The sequence below is a fragment of the Yoonia vestfoldensis DSM 16212 genome (assembly GCF_000382265.1).
Taxonomy (GTDB): Bacteria; Pseudomonadota; Alphaproteobacteria; order Rhodobacterales; family Rhodobacteraceae; genus Yoonia; species Yoonia vestfoldensis.
Genome location: NZ_KB907979.1, coordinates 35,776 through 55,435 on the forward strand (window position 1 = coordinate 35,776; position 19,660 = coordinate 55,435).

Annotated in this window: 22 protein-coding genes; 15 read left to right on the forward strand and 7 right to left on the reverse strand. The window is 62.9% G+C overall.

The window, feature by feature from the left end:
- Nucleotides 1-6: 6 nt before the first annotated feature.
- Nucleotides 7-909, reverse strand: a complete 903-nt coding sequence (locus H147_RS0108375) for an AAA family ATPase (protein ID WP_019954906.1) — start codon at nucleotides 907-909, stop codon at nucleotides 7-9.
- 113 nt (nucleotides 910-1,022) lie between these two features.
- On the opposite strand from H147_RS0108375, the gene H147_RS0108380 reads away from it, so the two are divergent.
- From H147_RS0108380 to H147_RS0108445, 14 genes are all read left to right on the forward strand, one after another.
- Nucleotides 1,023-2,246: an acyl-CoA dehydrogenase gene (locus H147_RS0108380; RefSeq protein ID WP_019954907.1), complete on the forward strand. Its 1,224-nt coding sequence runs from the start codon at nucleotides 1,023-1,025 to the stop codon at nucleotides 2,244-2,246.
- Nucleotides 2,247-2,297: 51 nt separating this feature from the next.
- On the forward strand, nucleotides 2,298-3,350 hold the full coding sequence (pyrC, locus tag H147_RS0108385; RefSeq protein ID WP_019954908.1) for a dihydroorotase: 1,053 nt from the start codon (nucleotides 2,298-2,300) through the stop codon (nucleotides 3,348-3,350).
- Between the two features lie 57 nt (nucleotides 3,351-3,407).
- Nucleotides 3,408-4,079, forward strand: a complete 672-nt coding sequence (locus tag H147_RS0108390; RefSeq protein ID WP_019954909.1) for an orotate phosphoribosyltransferase — start codon at nucleotides 3,408-3,410, stop codon at nucleotides 4,077-4,079.
- A 198-nt stretch (nucleotides 4,080-4,277) separates the two neighbouring features.
- Nucleotides 4,278-5,771 (forward strand): replicative DNA helicase, encoded by a 1,494-nt coding sequence (locus H147_RS0108395; protein ID WP_019954910.1) that lies wholly within the window; start codon nucleotides 4,278-4,280, stop codon nucleotides 5,769-5,771.
- Nucleotides 5,772-5,828: 57 nt separating this feature from the next.
- Nucleotides 5,829-6,866 carry an alanine racemase gene (alr, locus tag H147_RS0108400; protein ID WP_019954911.1) on the forward strand — a complete coding sequence of 346 codons (1,038 nt, stop codon included), beginning with the start codon at nucleotides 5,829-5,831 and terminating at the stop codon, nucleotides 6,864-6,866.
- On the forward strand, nucleotides 6,866-7,333 hold the full coding sequence (locus H147_RS0108405; protein ID WP_019954912.1) for a paraquat-inducible protein A: 468 nt from the start codon (nucleotides 6,866-6,868) through the stop codon (nucleotides 7,331-7,333). Before alr ends, H147_RS0108405 begins: the two co-directional genes overlap by 1 nt.
- A gap of 2 nt (nucleotides 7,334-7,335) precedes the next feature.
- Nucleotides 7,336-8,700, forward strand: coding sequence for a DNA repair protein RadA (gene radA / locus H147_RS0108410; protein ID WP_019954913.1), 1,365 nt, complete (start codon nucleotides 7,336-7,338; stop codon nucleotides 8,698-8,700).
- A 26-nt stretch (nucleotides 8,701-8,726) separates the two neighbouring features.
- The gene (locus tag H147_RS0108415; RefSeq protein ID WP_019954914.1) at nucleotides 8,727-9,329 is read left to right on the forward strand and encodes a CvpA family protein; all 603 of its coding nucleotides are present in this window, start codon (nucleotides 8,727-8,729) and stop codon (nucleotides 9,327-9,329) included.
- A gap of 161 nt (nucleotides 9,330-9,490) precedes the next feature.
- On the forward strand, nucleotides 9,491-10,960 hold the full coding sequence (purF, locus tag H147_RS0108420; protein WP_019954915.1) for an amidophosphoribosyltransferase: 1,470 nt from the start codon (nucleotides 9,491-9,493) through the stop codon (nucleotides 10,958-10,960).
- 102 nt (nucleotides 10,961-11,062) lie between these two features.
- On the forward strand, nucleotides 11,063-11,326 hold the full coding sequence (locus H147_RS19490) for a hypothetical protein (RefSeq protein WP_043699594.1): 264 nt from the start codon (nucleotides 11,063-11,065) through the stop codon (nucleotides 11,324-11,326).
- Between the two features lie 41 nt (nucleotides 11,327-11,367).
- Nucleotides 11,368-12,012 carry an SDR family NAD(P)-dependent oxidoreductase gene (locus H147_RS0108430; RefSeq protein WP_019954917.1) on the forward strand — a complete coding sequence of 215 codons (645 nt, stop codon included), beginning with the start codon at nucleotides 11,368-11,370 and terminating at the stop codon, nucleotides 12,010-12,012.
- A gap of 116 nt (nucleotides 12,013-12,128) precedes the next feature.
- Nucleotides 12,129-12,914, forward strand: a complete 786-nt coding sequence (gene surE, locus H147_RS0108435) for a 5'/3'-nucleotidase SurE (RefSeq protein WP_019954918.1) — start codon at nucleotides 12,129-12,131, stop codon at nucleotides 12,912-12,914.
- A 20-nt stretch (nucleotides 12,915-12,934) separates the two neighbouring features.
- Complete coding sequence (locus tag H147_RS0108440) at nucleotides 12,935-13,552, forward strand: protein-L-isoaspartate(D-aspartate) O-methyltransferase (RefSeq protein ID WP_051108196.1); 618 nt, start codon at nucleotides 12,935-12,937, stop codon at nucleotides 13,550-13,552.
- A 62-nt stretch (nucleotides 13,553-13,614) separates the two neighbouring features.
- Nucleotides 13,615-14,808, forward strand: a complete 1,194-nt coding sequence (locus tag H147_RS0108445; protein ID WP_026352376.1) for a peptidoglycan DD-metalloendopeptidase family protein — start codon at nucleotides 13,615-13,617, stop codon at nucleotides 14,806-14,808.
- A 3-nt stretch (nucleotides 14,809-14,811) separates the two neighbouring features.
- Here the strand turns inward: H147_RS0108445 and H147_RS0108450 are convergent, their stop codons facing one another.
- The 4 genes from H147_RS0108450 to H147_RS0108465 are packed head-to-tail and all read right to left on the reverse strand — an operon-like array spanning nucleotide 14,812 to nucleotide 17,238.
- A complete protein-coding gene (locus tag H147_RS0108450) occupies nucleotides 14,812-15,654 on the reverse strand; it encodes an ATP-binding protein (RefSeq protein ID WP_019954921.1) in 843 nt (280 codons plus the stop codon).
- Nucleotides 15,651-16,517: a twin-arginine translocase subunit TatC gene (gene tatC / locus H147_RS0108455; protein WP_019954922.1), complete on the reverse strand. Its 867-nt coding sequence runs from the start codon at nucleotides 16,515-16,517 to the stop codon at nucleotides 15,651-15,653. Before tatC ends, H147_RS0108450 begins: the two co-directional genes overlap by 4 nt.
- The gene (gene tatB / locus H147_RS19495) at nucleotides 16,514-16,993 is read right to left on the reverse strand and encodes a Sec-independent protein translocase protein TatB (RefSeq protein ID WP_043699597.1); all 480 of its coding nucleotides are present in this window, start codon (nucleotides 16,991-16,993) and stop codon (nucleotides 16,514-16,516) included. Before tatB ends, tatC begins: the two co-directional genes overlap by 4 nt.
- A 26-nt stretch (nucleotides 16,994-17,019) precedes the next feature.
- Nucleotides 17,020-17,238, reverse strand: a complete 219-nt coding sequence (locus H147_RS0108465) for a twin-arginine translocase TatA/TatE family subunit (RefSeq protein WP_019954924.1) — start codon at nucleotides 17,236-17,238, stop codon at nucleotides 17,020-17,022.
- Nucleotides 17,239-17,434: 196 nt separating this feature from the next.
- Between H147_RS0108465 and H147_RS0108470 the strand changes: the two genes are divergently transcribed.
- On the forward strand, nucleotides 17,435-18,133 hold the full coding sequence (locus tag H147_RS0108470; RefSeq protein WP_026352377.1) for a helix-turn-helix transcriptional regulator: 699 nt from the start codon (nucleotides 17,435-17,437) through the stop codon (nucleotides 18,131-18,133).
- Here the strand turns inward: H147_RS0108470 and H147_RS0108475 are convergent.
- Nucleotides 18,070-18,831: a hypothetical protein gene (locus H147_RS0108475; protein WP_019954926.1), complete on the reverse strand. Its 762-nt coding sequence runs from the start codon at nucleotides 18,829-18,831 to the stop codon at nucleotides 18,070-18,072. The two genes, H147_RS0108470 and H147_RS0108475, sit on opposite strands and share 64 nt — an antisense overlap.
- Nucleotides 18,828-19,646 (reverse strand): sulfite exporter TauE/SafE family protein, encoded by an 819-nt coding sequence (locus H147_RS0108480; protein WP_019954927.1) that lies wholly within the window; start codon nucleotides 19,644-19,646, stop codon nucleotides 18,828-18,830. The genes H147_RS0108475 and H147_RS0108480 overlap by 4 nt, the downstream gene beginning before the upstream one ends.
- Nucleotides 19,647-19,660: the final 14 nt, after the last annotated feature.

Below are 19,660 nucleotides of genomic sequence, written 5' to 3' on the forward strand. Positions count from 1 at the left end.
CGGAGGTCATGGGGTCAGGCGGGCGCGGGCGTCGTCGAGGATGCGTTTGGCCTGTGCGTTCTGCAGTTTCTGGATGTCGTCCTGATATTTCAACAGCGCACCCAAGGTGTCGCTGATGACCTCGGGCGAAAGGTTTACGACGTCGAGTGCAAGCAGGCATTTCGCCCAGTCGATGGTTTCGGCCACGCCCGGTTTTTTATAAAGATCCTCGTCACGCAGCCGCTGGACGAAGGCCACGACTTCCGCCGACAGCGCGGCGCTCGCTTGGGGGGCGCGGGCGTGCAGGATCGCGATTTCGCGGTCGAAATCGGGATAGTCGACCCAGTGGTACAGGCAGCGGCGTTTGAGCGCGTCATGCACCTCGCGCGTGCGGTTCGAGGTCAGGATCACGATGGGGGGTTCCGCCGCCTTGATCGTGCCCAGTTCGGGGATCGTGACCTGGAAATCCGAGAGCGCTTCGAGCAGGAAGGCCTCGAACGGGGCATCGGTGCGGTCAAGCTCGTCGATCAGCAGGATCGGCGCGCCACCGGGCTGCGGGCGCATCGCCTGCAAGAGCGGGCGTTCGATCAGGTAGTCTTCGGTGAAAAGTTCCGATTTCAGCGCGTCGCGGTCGGCGCCGCCTGTCGCCTCGGCGGTGCGGATCGCGATCATCTGTTCGGCGAAGTTCCATTCATAGACGGCAGAGGCGACATCGAGCCCTTCGTAGCATTGCAGCCGGATCAGGCGGCGGCCAAGGGCGGCGGCGAGTGCTTTTGCGATCTCGGTCTTGCCGGTGCCGGCCTCGCCTTCCAGAAACAACGGGCGGCCAAGGCGCAGTGCCAGAAACACCACGGTGGCCAAAGGTCTGCCGCAGATATAGCCCTCAGCGCCCAAGGCGGCCTGCACCGCGTCGATGTTGTCAAATGCCATGTGATCCCCTCCGCCCTCGGCCTATAGCTGCATTCGCCGCGGCCTGCGTCAAGGCATGCATTGCCCCCGTGCCTGCCGCGGCCTAGACTTGGACCCAACAAGGAGATCGCGTCATGAATCAGAATGCCCCCATCACCGCCACAGGCTTTGGCCCCGATCTTGGGCCGTTCGACTGGGCCGATCCGCTGCGTCTGGAGGATCAGCTGACCGAGGATGAGCGCATGTTGCGCGATGCCGCGCGCAAGTTTGCACAGGACAAATTGCAGCCGCGGGTGACCGCCGCCTACCGCGATGCGCTGGTCGAGCCCGAGATTTTCAGCCTGATGGGCGAAGCCGGATTGCTGGGCCTGACGATCCCCGAGGAATACGGCGGGCTGGGCGCGGGCTATGTCACCTACGGCCTTGTCGCGCGCGAGATCGAGCGGGTGGACAGCGGCTATCGGTCGATGATGTCGGTGCAATCGTCCTTGGTCATGTATCCGATCCATGCTTACGGGTCCGATGCGCAGCGTGCGAGATATCTGCCGGGGCTGGCGGCGGGCACGCTCATTGGCTGTTTCGGGCTGACCGAACCCGATGCGGGGTCCGACCCTGCGGGGATGAAAACGACGGCCAAGAAAACTGATGGCGGTTATGTACTAAACGGGTCCAAGATGTGGATCAGCAATGCGCCGATTGCGGATGTGTTCGTCGTCTGGGCTAAGTCCGAGGCCCATGGCGGCAAGATCCGCGGGTTTGTGCTGGACAAGGGCATGAAGGGCCTGAGCGCGCCGAAAGTCGGCGGCAAGCTGAGCCTGCGGGCGTCTGTGACGGGTGAGATCGTGATGGACAATGTCGAGGTGGGTGAGGACGCGCTTTTGCCGGGTGTGCAGGGGTTGAAAGGGCCGTTCGGCTGTCTGAACCGTGCGCGTTACGGCATCGCCTGGGGTGTCATGGGGGCGGCCGAGGCCTGCTGGCATGCGGCGCGGCAATATGGCCTTGATCGCAAGCAGTTCGGCAAGCCATTGGCGCAGACGCAGCTTTTCCAGAAGAAGCTCGCCGATATGCAGACCGAGATCGCGCTTGGCACGCAGGCCGCCCTGCAACTGGGCCGTCTGATGGAGGCAGGCCGCGCCGCCCCCGAGATGATCAGCCTGATGAAGCGCAACAATTGCGGCAAGGCGCTGGATATCGCGCGGGCGTCGCGTGACATGCACGGCGGCAACGGGATTTCCGAGGATTTCCAGATCATGCGCCATATGGTCAATCTGGAAACGGTCAACACCTATGAAGGCACCCATGACGTGCATGCGCTGATCCTTGGGCGCGCGCAGACGGGATTGCAGGCGTTTTTCTAGGCCGCAGGAAAGGGATGGTCAGCGCAATCGCGATTGTGTAATTGCACTGCCATGCCCGATAAAAACCTGACCAGCCTCACGATCCGCCGCCCAGACGACTGGCATCTGCACCTGCGCGATGGCGCCATGCTGCGCGCGGTTCTGCCTGAAACCGCGCGCCATTTCGCCCGCGCGATCGTGATGCCCAATCTGGTGCCGCCTGTGGTGACAGGGGCGCATGCGGCCGCCTATCGCGACAGGATTATGGCGGCGCTGCCCGAGGGCATGGATTTTACGCCGCTGATGACGCTTTATCTGACCGAAGCGACAGACCCCGAAGACGTGCGCGCCGCCCATGCAGCGGGGATCGCCACGGCGGTCAAGCTCTACCCCGCGGGGGCGACGACCAATTCCGCGTCCGGTGTGCGCGATTTCGAAAAGGTCCGCCCCGTCCTTGATGTGATGGCCGAAATCGGGATGCCGCTTTGCGTACATGGCGAGGTCACCGACCACGACATCGACATTTTCGACCGCGAGGCGGTGTTCATCGACAAGATCCTCAAGCCGCTGCGCAAGAAAGTGCCGGATCTGAAGGTCGTGATGGAACATGTCACCACACAGGATGCGGTCGATTATGTCCGCGACAACCCCAAAAACCTTGCCGCCACGATCACCACGCATCACCTGATCATCAACCGCAACCATATCCTTGCGGGCGGGATCAGGCCGCATTTCTATTGCCTGCCAGTCGCAAAGCGCGAGACGCACCGGATTGCCTTGGTGCAAGCGGCGGTGTCGGGCGACAAAAGGTTTTTCCTTGGCACGGATTCCGCGCCGCATACCGATGGCGCGAAACTGCAAAGCTGCGGCTGCGCGGGGATATTCACCGCGACCAACACAATGTCCTGCTTGGCGGAAGTGTTCGAGGTCGCAGGCCAGTTGCGCAAGCTCGAGGCGTTTACATCGCTCAACGGGCCGATGTTCTATGGCTTGCCCCCGAACGAGGCGACGATCACCCTGACCAAGGGCGATCCTGTTCCCTATCCCGACCGGATCGACACGGGCGACGGTCCCGTGACCCTGTTCAACCCCGGGTTCGATCTGCACTGGCGCGTGACGGACTGACGCCCGGCGCGTCCCGCGCGGGGATGTTTATACTCGGAAGATGTGAAAGAGACTGCCATGATCCCCTCCTCCTATCCCGACAAGGCTGAAATCGCGCGACTGAGCGCAGGGATGCTGCTCGAAATCGGTGCCATCACTTTTAACGCGCGCGAGCCTTTCACCCATGCCTCGGGCAAGAAAGCGCCGACCTATGTGGATTGCCGCAAGCTGATTTCCTACCCGCGCATCCGGTCCACGCTGATGGATTTTCTGTCCATCACGATCATGCGCGAGGCCGGGTTCGAGGCCTTCGACAATATCGCGGGCGGCGAGACGGCGGGGATTCCCTTTGCCGCCCTCGTGGCGGAACGGCTGGCGCTGCCGATGACCTATGTGCGCAAGAAACCAAAGGGTTACGGGCGCAATGCGCGCATTGAAGGGGTGATGACCGAAGGCCAGCGCGTGCTGTTGGTCGAAGATCTGACCACCGACGGCGGATCGAAACTGTCCTTTGTCGATGCGATCCGCGCAACGGGGGCCACCTGTTCGGCAACGGCGGTCATTTTCTATTACGGCATTTTCGAAGGTGTCGAGAAAACGCTGGCCGATCATGGCGTGCAATTGCTGCATCTGTGCACATGGTGGGACGTGCTGGCCGAGGCCAAGGCGCGCGGCGCCTATGACCCCGAAACGCTGGCCGCGGTCGAGGCTTACCTGCGCGATCCGGCAGGGTGGCAGGCTTCCGCCTGAACTTATCCACAGGCAGGCGGGGAAGAATCGCGTCGGCCCGATATGTAGTGAACAAGGCTGCGACGCCTGCCCTATCTGGTAGGCAAGGGCCGGGTGGCGGATTTTTGCACGGGCTTATCCCGCCAGCTATCCACAGAGTTATACAAGGTGAACTCTGCGCCAAGGCCTGCTATGACACTGCGACATGCGAGGTAAGTGATGAACGAAATAGCGACCTTCAACGCGTCCGGCAGTGCCGAGGCCAGTGTCGATCTGATGCCGCATTCCATCGAGGCTGAACAACAGCTTCTGGGGGCGATCCTGACTAACAACGATATTTTCGACCGGGTGGCGGCGATCATCGGGCCGAAACATTTCTATGACCCGGTGCATGCCCGCATTTTCGAGACGGCAGCGACGCGGATTTCCAAGAATGCGCTGGCCAGTCCCGTGACGCTGAAAACCTTTCTGGAGGATGACGAGGGGCTCAAGGAACTGGGCGGGCCTGCCTATCTGGCGCGTCTGGCGGGGGCTGCGATTTCGGCTTTTGCGGCGCGTGATTACGCGCAGATGATCTATGATCTGGCAGTGCGGCGCGAACTCATCCAGGTGGGCCGCAACATCGCCGACAAGGCCGCCAAGGTCGATGTGGACAGCGAACCCAAAGACCAGATCGTCGAGGCCGAACAGGCGCTTTACGCGCTGGCCGAACAGGGCACGACCGACCAAGGGTTCCAGTCGTTCCTGCGCGCGGTCACCGACGCCGTGAACGTGGCCAACGCGGCCTACCAGCGTGAAGGCGGGCTTGCGGGCGTATCCACCGGGCTGATCGATCTCGACAAGAAACTGGGGGGGTTGCACAAATCCGACCTTCTGATCCTTGCCGGGCGGCCGTCGATGGGCAAAACCTCGCTTGCGACCAATATCGCGTTCAACGTGGCGAAGGCCTACAAGAAAGGCATCTTGCAAGACGGCACAGAAGGGGCGGTCGATGGCGGGGTCGTCGGTTTCTATTCGCTGGAGATGAGCGCGGAACAGCTGGCCGCGCGTATCCTGTCGGAAGCCGCCGAAGTGCCGTCCGAACAGATCCGTCGCGGCGACATGACCGAAACCGAATTTCGCCGTTTCGTCGATGCCGCCAAATCGCTGGAGGCGTGTCCCCTGTTCATCGACGACACGCCCGCCCTGCCGATTGCGCAGCTGGCCGCGCGCGCGCGCCGGCTCAAGCGGACGCATGGGCTGGATGTGCTGATCGTGGACTACCTGCAACTGGTGCGCGGCACAGGCCGGTCTGAAAACCGCGTGAACGAGATTTCCGAGATCACGATGGGTCTGAAAGCCATCGCCAAGGAGTTGAACATCCCCGTCATCGCCCTGTCGCAGTTGTCGCGTCAGGTCGAAAGCCGCGAGGACAAGCGCCCGCAATTGTCGGACCTTCGCGAATCCGGCTCGATCGAGCAGGACGCCGATGTCGTGATGTTCGTGTTCCGCGAGGAATATTACAAGGAACGCGAAAAGCCCGGTGATCACGAGATGGAAAAGATGGCCGCCTGGCAGGAAGAGATGGAACGCCTGCACGGCAAGGCCGAAGTCGTGATCGGCAAGCAACGGCACGGCCCCATCGGGACCGTCGAGCTGAGCTTCGAGGGCCGCTTCACCCGCTTTGGCAACCTTGTCAAACCATGGCAGCAAGGCGGCGACCAGCAGTTCTAGGGGCTGCACCTTCATCCGCCCTTGCCGCCCCCGCCTGCCCCTGCCAAAAGGACCCCCATGAGCACCGGACGCCTGACCATCGACCTTGACGCCGTCGTCGCCAACTGGCGCGCGCTGGACGCCATGACCAATTGCAAGACCGCCGCCGTGATCAAGGCCAACGGTTACGGTCTGGGGTCGGTGAATGTCGCCAAGGCGCTGTTCAAGGCGGGCGTGCGGCAGTTTTTCGTCGCTGTCACCGAAGAAGCCGCCCCCATCCGTGCGGAACTGGGCCCGCGTCCCGAGATCCACGTGTTTTCAGGGCATATGAAAGGCGACACCGACACGATCCGTGAATTGAACCTGACGCCCATGCTCAATTCCGTGGAACAGGTGACGCATCATTTCGAGACCCTGCCCGGCCATCCGTTCGGCATCCAGCTTGATACCGGCATGAACCGGCTGGGGCTGGAAATGCAGGAATGGGCGGCGATTGCAGGGCTGGCGCTGGAACAGAACCCCACGCTGGTGATGAGCCATCTGGCCTGTGCGGATGAGCCCGACCACCCGATGAACCCGCATCAGCTCGCCAATTTCCACATGATGACCGACGGGATCGGGGTGCCACGGTCCTTGTCTGCGACGGGCGGTATCCTGCTGGGGCCGGACTATCATTTCGACCTGACCCGTCCGGGGATCGGGCTTTATGGGGCGGAACCTTTCGCCCAGGGCACGCCCGCCATCGAGCTGGAATTCCCCGTCGTCCAGATCCGCGATGTCGCACAGGGCGAGGTTGTGGGCTATGGCAACAGCTGGCAGGCGGAACGCCCTTCGCGTATCGCCACAATTTCGGGCGGTTATGCCGATGGCATCATCCGGTCGCTGTCGGACCGCGCGATTTTCTATCACGGCAAAACGCCGTGCAAACTGGTGGGCCGCGTGTCGATGGACCTGATGACCGTCGATGTCACCGACCTGCCCGATGACCCCAAGGCGCTGTCGCTGATCTGCGCGGAACAAAGCGTGGATGATGTTGCGCGCCGTGCGGGCACCATCGGCTATGAACTGCTGACGCAACTTGGCGGGCGCTATACCCGTCGGACCTATGGCAAGTGATGCAGCGGGCGCTGGTTTACGCCAACCTGTCGCTGCTGATCCTGTTTCCTGTCGCCTGGTTCGCACCGCTGATGCGGGCGGGGCTGTTGCCGCTGTTCGGTCTGTCTGAAATCTCGGTCGTCACAGGACTGCAATCGCTTTGGGGCACTGACATCCTGCTTGCGCTGGTGGTCACGACTCTCGCGATTTTTCTGCCCTATCTCAAGACGATCGGGCTGGCGCTGGTGCATTTCGGGCTGCTGGCCGACCGCACCTTGCCGGTGCTGGCATGGCTGGGCAAATTCGCGATGGCCGATGTGTTCCTGATCGCCCTCTACATCGTCGTGTTCAAAAGCATGGGGCTGGGACGGGTGGAAACCGCCTGGGGGCTTTATCTGTTCACCGCCTGTATCCTCGCGTCGATCCTGATCTCGGGGCTGACGGCGCGGGACGGGTTGCATGGCACCCCCGATAAGTCCAAAAGGTGAACATGGCAAAAGATCTTTCCTTCACCTGTTCCGAATGCGGTGCCGCCTATTCCAAATGGTCGGGCCAGTGCGATGCCTGCCAGTCGTGGAATACCATCCACGAAACCAAGGCCTTGGCCAGCGGTCCTAAAGGCAAATCCTTGGGCGCCTTGCGCGGCAAGCCGATCCCGCTGATCGATCTGGACACGCATGAGCCCGAACCGCCGCGCACGCAGGCCGGTGTGGCCGAACTTGACCGCGTGCTGGGCGGCGGGCTGGTCAAGGCCTCGGCCCTGCTGGTCGGCGGTGATCCGGGGATCGGGAAATCCACGTTGCTGTTGCAGGCGGCAGCACGGTTCGCGCGCAACGGGTTGAAGGTGATCTATATTTCGGGCGAGGAATCGACAGCACAGGTGCAGATGCGCGCCCGCCGTCTGGGGCTGGAGAAAAGCCCCGTCAGGCTGGCCGCCGAAACCAACCTGCGCGACATCCTGACCACGCTGGAGGCGGAAAAGCCCGATCTGGCGATCATCGATTCGATCCAGACGATGTGGGCGGACAATGTCGATTCTGCCCCCGGCAGCGTGTCTCAGGTGCGGTCGTCGGCGCATGAGTTGACGACATTCGCCAAACGCAACGGCATGTCGGTCATCATGGTCGGCCATGTCACCAAGGACGGCAGTATCGCCGGTCCGCGCGTTGTGGAACATATGGTCGATACCGTGCTCTATTTCGAGGGCGAGCGTGGCCACCAGTTCCGCATCCTGCGCGCGGTGAAAAACCGTTTCGGCCCCGCGGATGAGATCGGCGTTTTCGAAATGACCGGCAAGGGCTTGGCAGAGGTGAAGAATCCCTCGGCCCTGTTTTTGTCCGAACGGGGTGCCCCTGCCCCCGGGTCAGTCGTGTTCGCGGGCATCGAAGGCACCCGCCCGATGCTCTGCGAGATCCAGGCGCTTGTTGCACCATCGCCACACAGCCAGCCGCGCCGGTCGGTCGTCGGTTGGGACGGCGGGCGGCTTGCCATGATCCTTGCCGTGCTCGAATCACGCTGCGGCGTGCCGTTCACCGGATTGGACGTTTACCTTAACGTCGCAGGGGGTTTGCGCATTTCCGAACCCGCTGCCGACCTTGCAGTGGCCGCGGCCCTTGTTTCGGCGCGCGAGGATGCGGCCGTGCCGTCGGATGCGGTCATTTTCGGGGAAATCAGCCTGTCAGGTGCGCTGCGTCCGGTGGTCCAGACCGAAAATAGATTGAAAGAAGCCGAGAAACTTGGTTTTACCTCTGCGATCACACCGCGTCAGGCCAAGCAGGTCGCGGTAAAGGGGATATCCTTGCGGCAGTCACATGATTTGGCCGCATTTGTAGAAGATGTATTCGGCGCGCGCTAAGGCGTCACTGGCAGGAGAGACGGAGCATGGACGGTTTCACACTCGTCGACGCAGGCGTGGCAATCATCGTGTTGCTTTCGGGGGTGCTGGCCTACAGCCGTGGCCTTGTGCGCGAAACGATGGCGATTCTTGGCTGGATCGGTGCGGCAATCGTCGCCTTCATCTTTGCGCCACAGGTCGAACCGCTGGTGCGGCAGATCCCCATTGTGGGCGATTTCATCGGCGACAGTTGCGAACTGGCGATCATCGCGGCCTTTGCGGCGGTCTTTGCCGTGGCGCTGGTCATCGTGTCGATCTTCACGCCACTGTTTTCCAGCGTTGTGCAACGCTCGGCGCTTGGTGGTGTCGATCAGGCGCTGGGGTTCTTCTTTGGCGTGTTGCGCGGGATCCTGCTGATCGCGGTCGCGTTCTTTGTCTACGACACGATCTTTGCAACCCAGCAATTCGCGATGATCGACGACAGCCGGTCGGCAGGTGTCTTTGCACAGCTGACCGCCCGGATCGAGGCGCAGAACCCCGAACAGGCGCTTGGCTGGATCACCAGCCAGTATCAGGACCTGGTTGGCAATTGCGGCGCGCCCGTGACCGAAACCACCCCGATCACCGAACCCGCACCTGTCACCGAATAAGCAGGCCATCCGTGCAAAAACCAAAGCCACCGCAGCCTTGCGGTGGCTTCGTCGTGCGCGGCCCGGCTTTACATGCAGATGTTCATGATCGTTTCGTGACACCCGCGCCGTCAGGGACTAAGTAGAGGAAAATCGCCCTCCCACGGATTCGGAGCAGCCCAGTGTCGCACAAGGACCTTCCCGCCCATCCCTTTGACGACGACAAGCTGCGCGAGGAATGCGGCGTTTTCGGTGTCGTCGGCGTGACCGATGCGTCGAACTTTGTGGCCCTCGGCCTGCATGCGCTGCAACATCGCGGCCAAGAGGCGGGCGGCATCGTCACCCATGACCCCGCGACAGGGTTCAATCAGGCCCGCCGCATGGGGCTGGTGCGCGACAATTTCACCAACCAGAAGGTCATGGAAACCCTGCCCGGCACCATCGGAATCGGGCATGTGCGCTATTCCACCGCCGGATCGAAAGGCCAGACCGCGATCCGCGACGTGCAGCCGTTCTTTGGCGAATTTTCCATGGGCGGTGCCGCGATCGCGCATAATGGCAACATCACCAACGCGCTGGCCTTGCGCAAGGAGTTGATCGAACGCGGTTCGATCTTCCAAAGCTCGTCGGACAGTGAATGCATCATCCATCTGATGGCACGCTCGATGGGCCGCAACATCCCCGACCGCATGGAAGAAGCGCTGCGCAAGGTCGAAGGCGCGTTTTCCATCGTCGCCATGACCCGCACCAAGCTGATCGGCTGCCGCGACCCCTTGGGCGTGCGCCCGCTGGTGCTGGGGCAATTGGGCGATGGCTGGGTGTTGAGTTCGGAAACCTGTGCGCTCGATATCATCGGCGCGGAATTCATCCGCGACATCGCACCAGGCGAAATGGTGGTGATCAGCGACAAGGGCGTGCAGAGCCATTTCCCCTTCCGCCCCGCCAAATCGCGGTTCTGTATCTTTGAACATGTGTATTTCAGCCGCCCTGATTCGATCTTGGGCGACCGTTCCGTCTATGAAACGCGCGAAAATATCGGCCGCGAACTGGCCAAAGAGGCCCCGGTCGAGGCTGATCTGGTTTGTCCCGTCCCTGACAGCGGCACGCCGGCGGCCATCGGTTACAGCCTGCAATCGGGGATTCCCTATGCGATGGGGATCATCCGCAACCAGTATATGGGGCGGACCTTCATCGAACCGTCCGAGCAGATCCGCAACATGGGCGTGCGGCTGAAACTGAACGTCAACCGCGCGCTGGTGCGCGGCAAGCGGATCATTCTGGTCGATGACAGCGTGGTGCGCGGCACCACCAGCCAAAAGATCAAAGACATGATCCTTGATGCCGGTGCCGCAGAGGTCCATTTCCGCATCGCGAGCCCGCCGACGGCCTGGCCCTGCTTTTACGGGGTGGATACGCCGCAGCGTGATAAACTGCTTGCCGCGACCATGACCGAAGACGAAATGCGCGTGCATATCGGGGTGGACAGCCTGAAATTCATCTCGCTCGACGGGCTTTACCGCGCCGTGGGCCAGAAAAACGGCCGCGATCCGGCCTCGCCCGCCTATTGCGATGCGTGTTTTTCAGGGGAATATCCTGTCGCGCCGTCCGACATGATCGAACAGGGGTTCCAGACCAAGACGGCGGCGGAATAGCGCGCGCCGTGTCACCTGCGCGGTTTTGACCCGCGTCGCAGGGTTTCGCCTGCTTGCGATCTGTGGCACCCCAAAGCCAAAGCGAGCGAGCAAAGAAAAACCATGGCCCAATCTGACACTTCGCCTGCCGCAGCGCAGGCCACCACCCCTGATGCCTTGGCACTTGACCGGCTGACGCTGATTGGGCTGTTCAGCACCACCGAAGGCCCCGCCGCCTTGATCCGCGCCGCAAACGGACAGATCGCGCGGATCGTGCCGGGGATGCAGACCATGGGGCTGACGGTGACGGCCATTGGCGAGACGCAAGTCCTGATCACGGACCGCGACGGTGTCACCTTCGCCATGCAACTGCCTGCGGGCGACTGATCCCTCTTGACGTCGGGCTGCGTTCATCCGACAGACGCGCCATGACACAGATAGCATTGATCACCGGCGCATCGCGCGGTTTGGGCGCGGCCCTTGCCCGCCAGTTGGCACCGACCCATCACATCATCGCCGTGGCGAAAACCGTCGGCGCGCTGGAAGAGCTGGATGATGCCGTGCAGGCCGCAGGCGGGGCCGCGACACTTGCGCCGATGGACATCACCGTCGATGCCGCGATGCAGCAGCTCTGCCGGGGGATATTCGACCGCTGGGGCAAGCTTGATCTGTGGCTGCACACCGCCGTCCACGCCGCCCCCTTGGCCCCTGCGGGCCACATCGGCCCCAAGGACCTGAGCAAATCCATGACGATCAACGTCGAGGCGACCGCCCGCCTGATCGCCTATGTCAGCCCCCTGCTGGGCCAGACCGGCAAGGCGGTGTTCTTTGACGACCCGCGCGGCGGACAGCAGTTTTTCGGCGCTTACGGCGCGACAAAGGCCGCGCAAATCGCGCTTGCCCGCAGTTGGCAGGCGGAATCGGTCAAGACCGGCCCGCGCGTGCAGATCCTGACGCCTGCGCCCATGCCGACCGCGACGCGCGCAAGGTTTTACCCCGGCGAGGATCGCAGCCCCCTGACCGACCCCAAGGCAGAGGCGGCACGGCTCTTGCCCGAAATTCTGGCGGACTGATCACACTGTTGGGTCCTTTGCGCCACAACGGCGCACGGGGCGCCCCCCACAGCCCTGCGCGGCTTGCCGCCGACCCCCTGCTGGCCTAGGTATTGGCCAGCAATAAAGGGCGGCACATGCGTATTCTGATCACCAATGACGACGGCATCAACGCGCCCGGCCTGCAGGTTCTGACCCGGATCGCGCAGGATATCGCCGGGCCAACAGGTCAGGTCTGGACCGTCGCCCCCGCCTTCGAGCAATCGGGTGTGGGTCATTGCATCAGCTACACCCATCCCACGATGATCGCCGAACTGGGCCCGCGCCGCTTTGCCGCCGAAGGCTCGCCTGCCGATTGCGTGATCGCGGGGCTTTACGACGTGATGATCGACGCGCGTCCCGATCTGGTGCTGTCAGGTGTGAACCGTGGCAACAACGCCGCCGAAAACACGCTTTATTCCGGCACGATCGGCGGCGCGATGGAGGCGGCGCTGCAAGGCATTCCCGCAATCGCGCTCTCGCAGTATTTCGGCCCCGCCAACAAGGATCTGGATGATCCGTTCGATGCCGCAGCCACGCATGGTGCGGATGTGGTCCGCAAACTGATGGCGCGCGATCTGTGGGATGACGCCGATTACCGGTTGTTTTACAACGTCAATTTTCCCCCCGTTGCGGCTGCGGATGTCAAAGGCATCCGCGCCGCCGCCCAAGGGTTCCGGCGCGGCACGCATTTTTCGGCCGAGGCGCAAACCTCGCCCAGCGGGCGGCGTTTCCTGTGGGTGCGCGGCGGCGCGCAGGACGTGCCGACCGACCCCGGCACCGATGCCGCTGTCAATCTGGACGGCTATATCTCGGTCACGCCGATGCGCGCGGATTTGACCGACCGCGCGATGCTGGCCACCTTGCAAGAGGCGCTGGCGTGAGCTTTGACGCGGATACCAAGATGCAGTTCCTTTATGCCCTGCGCAGCAAGGGTGTCACCGATAGCCGCGTGTTGACCGCAATGGAACAGGTCGATCGTGCGGCATTCGTGCGGGGCCTTTTCGCGGACCGCGCCTATGAGGACATGCCCCTGCCCATCGCCTGCGGGCAGACCATATCGCAGCCTTCGGTCGTGGGGCTGATGACGCAGGCGTTGCAGGTCAATCCGCGCGACAAAGTGCTCGAGATCGGGACAGGGTCCGGCTATCAGGCCGCGATCCTGAGCAAGCTCGCGCGGCGCGTCTACACCATCGACCGCTACCGCAGTCTCGTCGAGGATGCGCACGCAATCTTTGCACGGCAGCAAATCGCCAATATCACGACCTTCACCGCCGACGGCAGCTTCGGCCTGCCCGATCAGGCGCCGTTCGACCGGATCCTGCTGACCGCCGCTGCGGAGGACCCGCCAGGACCGCTGTTGGCGCAGCTGCGCGTGGGCGGGATCATGGTGCTGCCGGTCGGACAATCGGACGCTGTGCAAAGCCTGATCCGCGTGACAAGGCTTGACAGCGGCTATGATTACGACGAATTGCGCGCAGTCAGGTTTGTGCCCTTGCTAGAAGGGCTCGGACAAGAGTAAACTGCCACAAAATATGGTATCGTCGAGGGAACAAGCGGCGACCCGGCACAAGGAGCGGTAGAATGGCCCAAGGGCAAAGCTACATCAGGACTGTATTGCTGACAGGGGTGGCGGTCACCGCGCTTGCGGCATGTGAAACCTTGGACGCGGATATGCGCGATCTGGGCAATGGGTTCAGCACGGCCGACGCGGTGCAGGAATTGCCAAACCGTCCCCGCCCCGACGAACGTGGCGTGATTTCCTATCCGACCTATCAGGTCGTCGTCGCCCAACGGGACGACACGATCCGCGGGATCGCGATCCGCCTCGGCCTCGATGCCAACGAGCTGGCGCAATATAACGGCATTGAACCTGACACGATCCTGCGCCGCGATGAAATCGTGGCCCTGCCCAACCGCTTGCCCGATGGCACGATTTCCCCCGACCGGCCCGCAGGCCAACAACCCTTCGACGTGGCCGCTGTCGCCACCTCGGCGCTTGACCGTGCGGATGCCGCCGGCGGGCCGATCACGGCCACGCCCCTGCCGCCGGCGGATGGTGCCGCAGCGCCTGCCGCCGCGACCCCTGTGACACCGGCAACCGGCGCAGAGCCGATCCGCCATCAGGTCGCCCGCGGCGAAACCGCCTTTTCGATTTCGCGGTTGTACAATGTGCCGGTGACGTCACTCGCCGAATGGAACGGGCTGAATTCGCAATTCACAATCCGCGAAGGCCAGTTCCTGCTGATCCCACAAGCAGGTGCAACACCGCAGCGCGCCACAGCGCCTGTCGTGACCGCTCCGGGGGCTGGGACGCAGACGCCGGTGCCCCCCAGCGCCGCCACACCCCTGCCCGCGCCCACAGCGCCTGTCGCGGCACCGGCAGCGCCTGACATCGGCACCGCAGCGCCGCCACCTGCGGCCAGCGCCAGCAGGCTTGCTGCACCGGTGCAAGGCAGCATCATCCGCGCCTATGCACCCGGCACCAACGAAGGCGTCGATTTCGGCGTGCCAGCGGGAACCGATGTGCGCGCTGCCGATGCCGGCACCGTGGCCGCCGTGACCGCCGACACATCGGGCGGGTCCATCGTCGTGATCCGGCACGCGGACGGGCTGCTGACGGTCTATACGCAGATGGACAACCTGACGGTGCAAAAAGACGCAAGCGTCACGCGTGGACAGGTCATCGGCAAGGTGCGGGCGGGCAACCCGAGCTTTCTGCACTTTGAGGTGCGGCGCGGGCTGCAAAGCGTCGATCCGATGGATTTCCTGCCGTAAACCTTACGGCAGGCGCACGCCCTGCCGGCCTGCCAGATCAGTGAAGTACTGCCAGGCCACACGGCCCGACCGGCTGCCGCGCGTCGCCTGCCATTCGATCGCCTCGGCTCGCAGTGTCGCGTCGTCGACCGTCAGGCCATACGCATCGCAATAGCCCCGGATCATCGCCAGATATTCATCCTGATCGCAGGGATGAAACCCAAGCCACAGTCCGAAACGGTCCGACAAGGACACCTTTTCCTCGACCGCCTCGGAGGGTGAAATCGCGGTGGAGCGTTCGTTTTCGATCATGTCGCGCGGCATCAGGTGGCGGCGGTTCGATGTAGCGTATAGCACCACGTTGTCCGGCCGCCCTTCGATCCCGCCATCCAGCACCGCCTTGAGCGATTTGTAATGCGCATCGTCATGGCCGAATGACAGGTCATCGCAGAACAGGATGAACCGCGCGTTGGACTGGCGCAGCAGGTTCAGGCAGCGGTTGATGCTGGGCAGGTCTTCGCGCTGGACCTCGACCAGTTTCAGCGTCGGGTAATCCGCTTGAACAGCGCCGTGGATCGCTTTGACAAGGCTTGACTTTCCCATGCCCCGCGCACCCCAGAGCAGCGCGTTGTTTGCAGGTAATCCGGCCGCGAACCGCTGGGTATTGGCCAGCAGCGTATCGCGCGACCGGTTCACGCCGACCAACAGCGACACGTCGATCCGGTTGATCCGCGCAACGGGTTCCAACCGGTCGGGCTGCGTATGCCAGACAAAGGCCGAGGCGGCGTTGAAATCAGGCGCTTTTTGCGGCGCGGGATGCATCCGTTCCAGCGCGCGGGCGATCCGTTTCAGCGTGTCCTTGGTCATGCCTTTGGCTCGTCGTCCATCGCGGCTTCGCCGTGCAGATCATCGTCCCACAGCCCTTCGGCGCGCAGCTTCGCCTCGCGCTTGCGTTCGACGCGGGCGACCAACTGGATCGACACCTCATAGAGGCCGTAGACCACAACGAACAGGATCACCTGCGAGATGACGTCCGGCGGCGTCGCAAGTGCCGCGACGATCAGGATGCCGACGACGGCGTATTTGCGCGTCCCGCGCAGGCCACGCGCCGACACCAGCCCGGCCTTGCCCATCAGCGTCAAGAGAACGGGCAGCTGAAAGCACAGACCGAAAGCGACGATGAACTTGATCGTCAGGTTCAAATAGGCCTTGGCCGATCCCTGAAACAGGATGCCCGCCGCCTGCGTGCTGCCATCGGTGCCGGTCATCAGGGTGCCCGGTTGCTGGAACCCAAGGAAGAACCCGAATGCCAGAGGCGTGATGACGTAATAGGCAAAGGCCGCACCCAGAAAGAACATGAACGGCGAGGCGACAAGAAACGGCAGGAACGCCCCTTGTTCGCTTTTGTAAAGTCCGGGCGCAACGAACCGCCACAATTGATAGGAAATAATCGGAAAACCTAAAACCAGACCACCCAGCAAAGATATGGAAATCGCGACGAAAAAGCCTTCTTCCAAGGCGATGAACTGCAGGTCGCAGGATTGGTCCCGCGCAGCCAGCGCATCACAAAGCGGCAGCGTCAGGAAATTGAACAGCGGATTCCAGATCGTGAAGCTGATGATCATCCCGACGATGAACGCCAGCACCGACTTGATCAGCCGGGTGCGCAATTCCGCCAGATGCTCGATCAGCGGGGCGGAACTGTCTTCGATCTCATCAGGGTGGCTCATGCCTGTTCCTCGGGTTTGTCAGCCACTGGTTTGGGTGGGGCAGCTTTCCGCGGCGCGGGCTTTTTGGCGGGCGCCTTGGCGGCAGGCGCTTTTGCCGGCTCCGCCTTGACAGCGGCGCGTGCGGCATTTTCCTGCTGGGTCTTGGCCAGATCATCGGCAAGCTTGGCCTTGGCCGCCTTGCGTTCCTCGGCAAGTGCCTGGGTCGCGGGTCCACCCGAAAATCCAGTCGCTTCTTTCAGCTTTTCGGTGCCGAATTTCTTGGGGTCGGACGCGCTGCGGATCGTGTTCGAAATATCCCTGATCCCGGATTCGTCAGCCGCGGCTTCCATCGCCCGCGAAAATTCGCGGGCCATGCCACGGGCCTTGCCAGTGAACTGGCCCATGGCGCGGAACATGCCCGGCAGATCCTTCGGCCCGATCACGATCAGGGCCACGATGCCGATCAGCACCATTTCGCTCATGCCGAGACCAAACATGGCTGGCTATCCCTTCGGGGTGTTGTTCAGACTTTGTCTTTGGCTTTTTGGTCTTCGGGCGTCACGTCGCGCGCCTCGGCCAGGCTGTCGTCAAGCTCTCGCTTGCTGTCATCGACGCCGCGTTTGAAGGCGGTGATGCCTTTGCCGACTTCACCCATCAGGCTGGAAATCTTACCGCGCCCGAACAGGACCAGCACGACAACCGCGATCAAAAGAAGGCCGGGAAGGCCGATGTTATTGAGCATGTCTCTCTCCTCTGGCGGCATGCGCCTTTGTCACAGATAGGGATGTTTATGCCTATCCAACGTCCGAGGGAAGCGATCATTCCAAAGAATTGATCGCCCAACCTCCCTTTTTTCTATGAACAAAAGCAAGTTTGTGCCAAATATCTGTCAGTTGTCAGAAAACTGGCATAAATACGCCCGCCAGCAGGGAATCACCATGCGCCGTGCCGACAGATTGATGCAGCTTGTCCAGATCCTGCGCGATGGCAGCCTGCACCGCGCGCAGGACCTTGCGGCGGCGGTAGGTGTGTCCTTGCGCAGCATCTATCGTGATATGGAAACGCTGGCCGCCTCCGGTGTGCCGATTTCGGGCGAACGCGGGGTCGGCTATCATGTGACGGCAGCGATCACCCTGCCCCCCCTGAACCTGACCCTGACAGAGGTGGAGGCATTGCATCTGGGCCTGTCCGCCGTGGGCGCCGCCGAGGATGCCGACCTTGCCCAAGCCGCGCGCCAGCTTTTGGCGAAACTGGATGCGGTGATGCCCGAAAACCCGGCCAGCCCGCCCGTTCAGGGCTTCGCGATCTACCCCTTTGCCGATGCCGCGCGCGGGTTTCAGCACCTGCCCCGCCTGCGGCAGGCCGTGCGCACGCGCCAGAAACTGGAACTGACCCTGCAAGGCGAAGCCCGCACCGTGCGCCCCTTGCAACTGGACTACTGGGGGCGGCTTTGGACCTGCGTGGTCTGGTGCGAAAAGCGGCGTGATTTCGACGTGATCCGCGTGGATCAGGTGACCGCCCTGCGCGTCCTGCCCAGCCTTTTCGTGGCCGAGGCGGGCAAATCGCTGGATGATTACAAGGCGCGCCGGAAAGACGGCGACAGCCAGTCCGCAACGGCCCCGAGCGGGCGAAAATAGGCGACCTTGCGGCATGGATCGGTGATCGCCGGGTCCCAAGGTGCCACGCCATGCAGCAGATGCCGGTCAAGGATAACGACCTGCCCCGGCAGCGCGGGCACAGCGACTTGCGGGCAAGTGGCAAACACGTGGCGCCGCGCCTCTTGATAGGTGGCGGCAACATCGACATCGCCCCACTGGTCCGGCGGCACCCCGTCATAACAGGCGGCAAAGGCCGTGCGCATGATCGCGTGACTGCCCGGCCAGACGACCAGCGGGCTGGCCGCACTGGTATTCAGCGGCAGGCCGAGGACAAAGGCATGCGGTTCGCGCAGATTGCGGCGCTGGGGAATGCCTTCGCCGTGCAAGCCGTCGACATGCGCCGCACAGCGGGTAATGCGGTAGGCATGAGCCGCGTCGGTGTCGCCCGGTTCCTGCGCGGGATAGCCCGGAAACACGACCGACAACTGCGCGCGGTGCCAGTGGTCGGGCAAAGGCACCAGATCGCGCCATGCGCCAGCAAGCGACACACCATCCACCGAGCCGTCGGGTGCATTGTCCAGCGCATCGACCCCCACGCACCATGTCCCGCCATGCCGCAGCATGGGGCCGTCTTGCAACATGCGGTCGCAGGCGATATCGGCGGCAGCGGCCCAACATGCCACCGCCGGATCAAAAGGCAGCACGGCGAACCCGTCGCGGTGCAGCGCCTGTGTCACCAGCCGACCGCCTTGCGCAACATGTTCAGCGCGACAAGGATCAGGAACACGCCGAACACCCGTTTCAGGCGAACGGCGTCCGTCCGGTGCGCCAGTGCCGCCCCCCATGGGGCTGTGATCAGCGTCATCGCGATGACCAGAACAAGGGCCACAAGGTTGATCGCCCCGATGGTGAAAGGCGGCGCGACAGCCATATCGACGAACAGGAAACCCACGACAGATGGCACGGCGATGATGACGCCAAAGCCCGCCGCCGTCGCCACCGCGCGGTGAATGGGCACGTTGAACAAGGTCATGGTCGGCACGCCGAACGACCCGCCCCCGATGCCCATGAGCACCGACAGGAAGCCGATCATCGGCGACAGGACCGCGCGCTTGATGCCTCCCGGCATGAAAGCACCCAACCGCCAGTGGCTTTTGCCGAAGGTCATGTAGATCGCGACAATCGCTGCCAGAATGCCAAAGATCGCCTGCAACGTCCCCGACCGCAGGGTTGACGCGACCGTGACACCGACCACCGCGCCAATGGCGATCCCGGGAGCCCAGGTTTTGAGGATCGCCCAATCGACCGCGCCCTTGCGCTGATGCGCCAGCATCGACCGGGCCGAGGTCACGATGATCGTGGCGAGCGAGGTGGCAAGGCACATCTGCATCAATTGCGGGCTGTCGAAACCCAGCGCCGAGAAGACATAGAAAAAGGCCGGTACCAGCACGATGCCCCCGCCCACGCCCAAAAGCCCGGCCAGGACCCCCGCAAAGGCCCCGATCACCAGCAGGAACACGGCCATCTGGACCAACAACATCGTTTCGGGCATCGCGCTCTCCCCCG

Bases quoted from the DNA above. Each gene is read 5' to 3' on its own strand.
- H147_RS0108480 (WP_019954927.1), bottom strand. From the start codon at position 19,646: ATGCCCGAAACGATGTTGTTGGTCCAGATGGCCGTGTTCCTGCTGGTG.
- H147_RS0108405 (WP_019954912.1), top strand. From the start codon at position 6,866: ATGCAGCGGGCGCTGGTTTACGCCAACCTGTCGCTGCTGATCCTGTTT.
- H147_RS0108375 (WP_019954906.1), bottom strand. From the start codon at position 909: ATGGCATTTGACAACATCGACGCGGTGCAGGCCGCCTTGGGCGCTGAG.
- H147_RS0108450 (WP_019954921.1), bottom strand. From the start codon at position 15,654: ATGACCAAGGACACGCTGAAACGGATCGCCCGCGCGCTGGAACGGATG.
- H147_RS0108380 (WP_019954907.1), top strand. From the start codon at position 1,023: ATGAATCAGAATGCCCCCATCACCGCCACAGGCTTTGGCCCCGATCTT.
- H147_RS0108465 (WP_019954924.1), bottom strand. From the start codon at position 17,238: ATGCTCAATAACATCGGCCTTCCCGGCCTTCTTTTGATCGCGGTTGTC.
- surE (WP_019954918.1), top strand. From the start codon at position 12,129: ATGCGTATTCTGATCACCAATGACGACGGCATCAACGCGCCCGGCCTG.
- H147_RS0108395 (WP_019954910.1), top strand. From the start codon at position 4,278: ATGAACGAAATAGCGACCTTCAACGCGTCCGGCAGTGCCGAGGCCAGT.
- H147_RS19490 (WP_043699594.1), top strand. From the start codon at position 11,063: ATGGCCCAATCTGACACTTCGCCTGCCGCAGCGCAGGCCACCACCCCT.
- H147_RS0108440 (WP_051108196.1), top strand. From the start codon at position 12,935: ATGCAGTTCCTTTATGCCCTGCGCAGCAAGGGTGTCACCGATAGCCGC.
- pyrC (WP_019954908.1), top strand. From the start codon at position 2,298: ATGCCCGATAAAAACCTGACCAGCCTCACGATCCGCCGCCCAGACGAC.
- tatB (WP_043699597.1), bottom strand. From the start codon at position 16,993: ATGTTTGGTCTCGGCATGAGCGAAATGGTGCTGATCGGCATCGTGGCC.
- alr (WP_019954911.1), top strand. From the start codon at position 5,829: ATGAGCACCGGACGCCTGACCATCGACCTTGACGCCGTCGTCGCCAAC.
- H147_RS0108445 (WP_026352376.1), top strand. From the start codon at position 13,615: ATGGCCCAAGGGCAAAGCTACATCAGGACTGTATTGCTGACAGGGGTG.
- tatC (WP_019954922.1), bottom strand. From the start codon at position 16,517: ATGAGCCACCCTGATGAGATCGAAGACAGTTCCGCCCCGCTGATCGAG.
- H147_RS0108390 (WP_019954909.1), top strand. From the start codon at position 3,408: ATGATCCCCTCCTCCTATCCCGACAAGGCTGAAATCGCGCGACTGAGC.
- H147_RS0108430 (WP_019954917.1), top strand. From the start codon at position 11,368: ATGACACAGATAGCATTGATCACCGGCGCATCGCGCGGTTTGGGCGCG.
- H147_RS0108470 (WP_026352377.1), top strand. From the start codon at position 17,435: ATGCGCCGTGCCGACAGATTGATGCAGCTTGTCCAGATCCTGCGCGAT.
- radA (WP_019954913.1), top strand. From the start codon at position 7,336: ATGGCAAAAGATCTTTCCTTCACCTGTTCCGAATGCGGTGCCGCCTAT.
- H147_RS0108415 (WP_019954914.1), top strand. From the start codon at position 8,727: ATGGACGGTTTCACACTCGTCGACGCAGGCGTGGCAATCATCGTGTTG.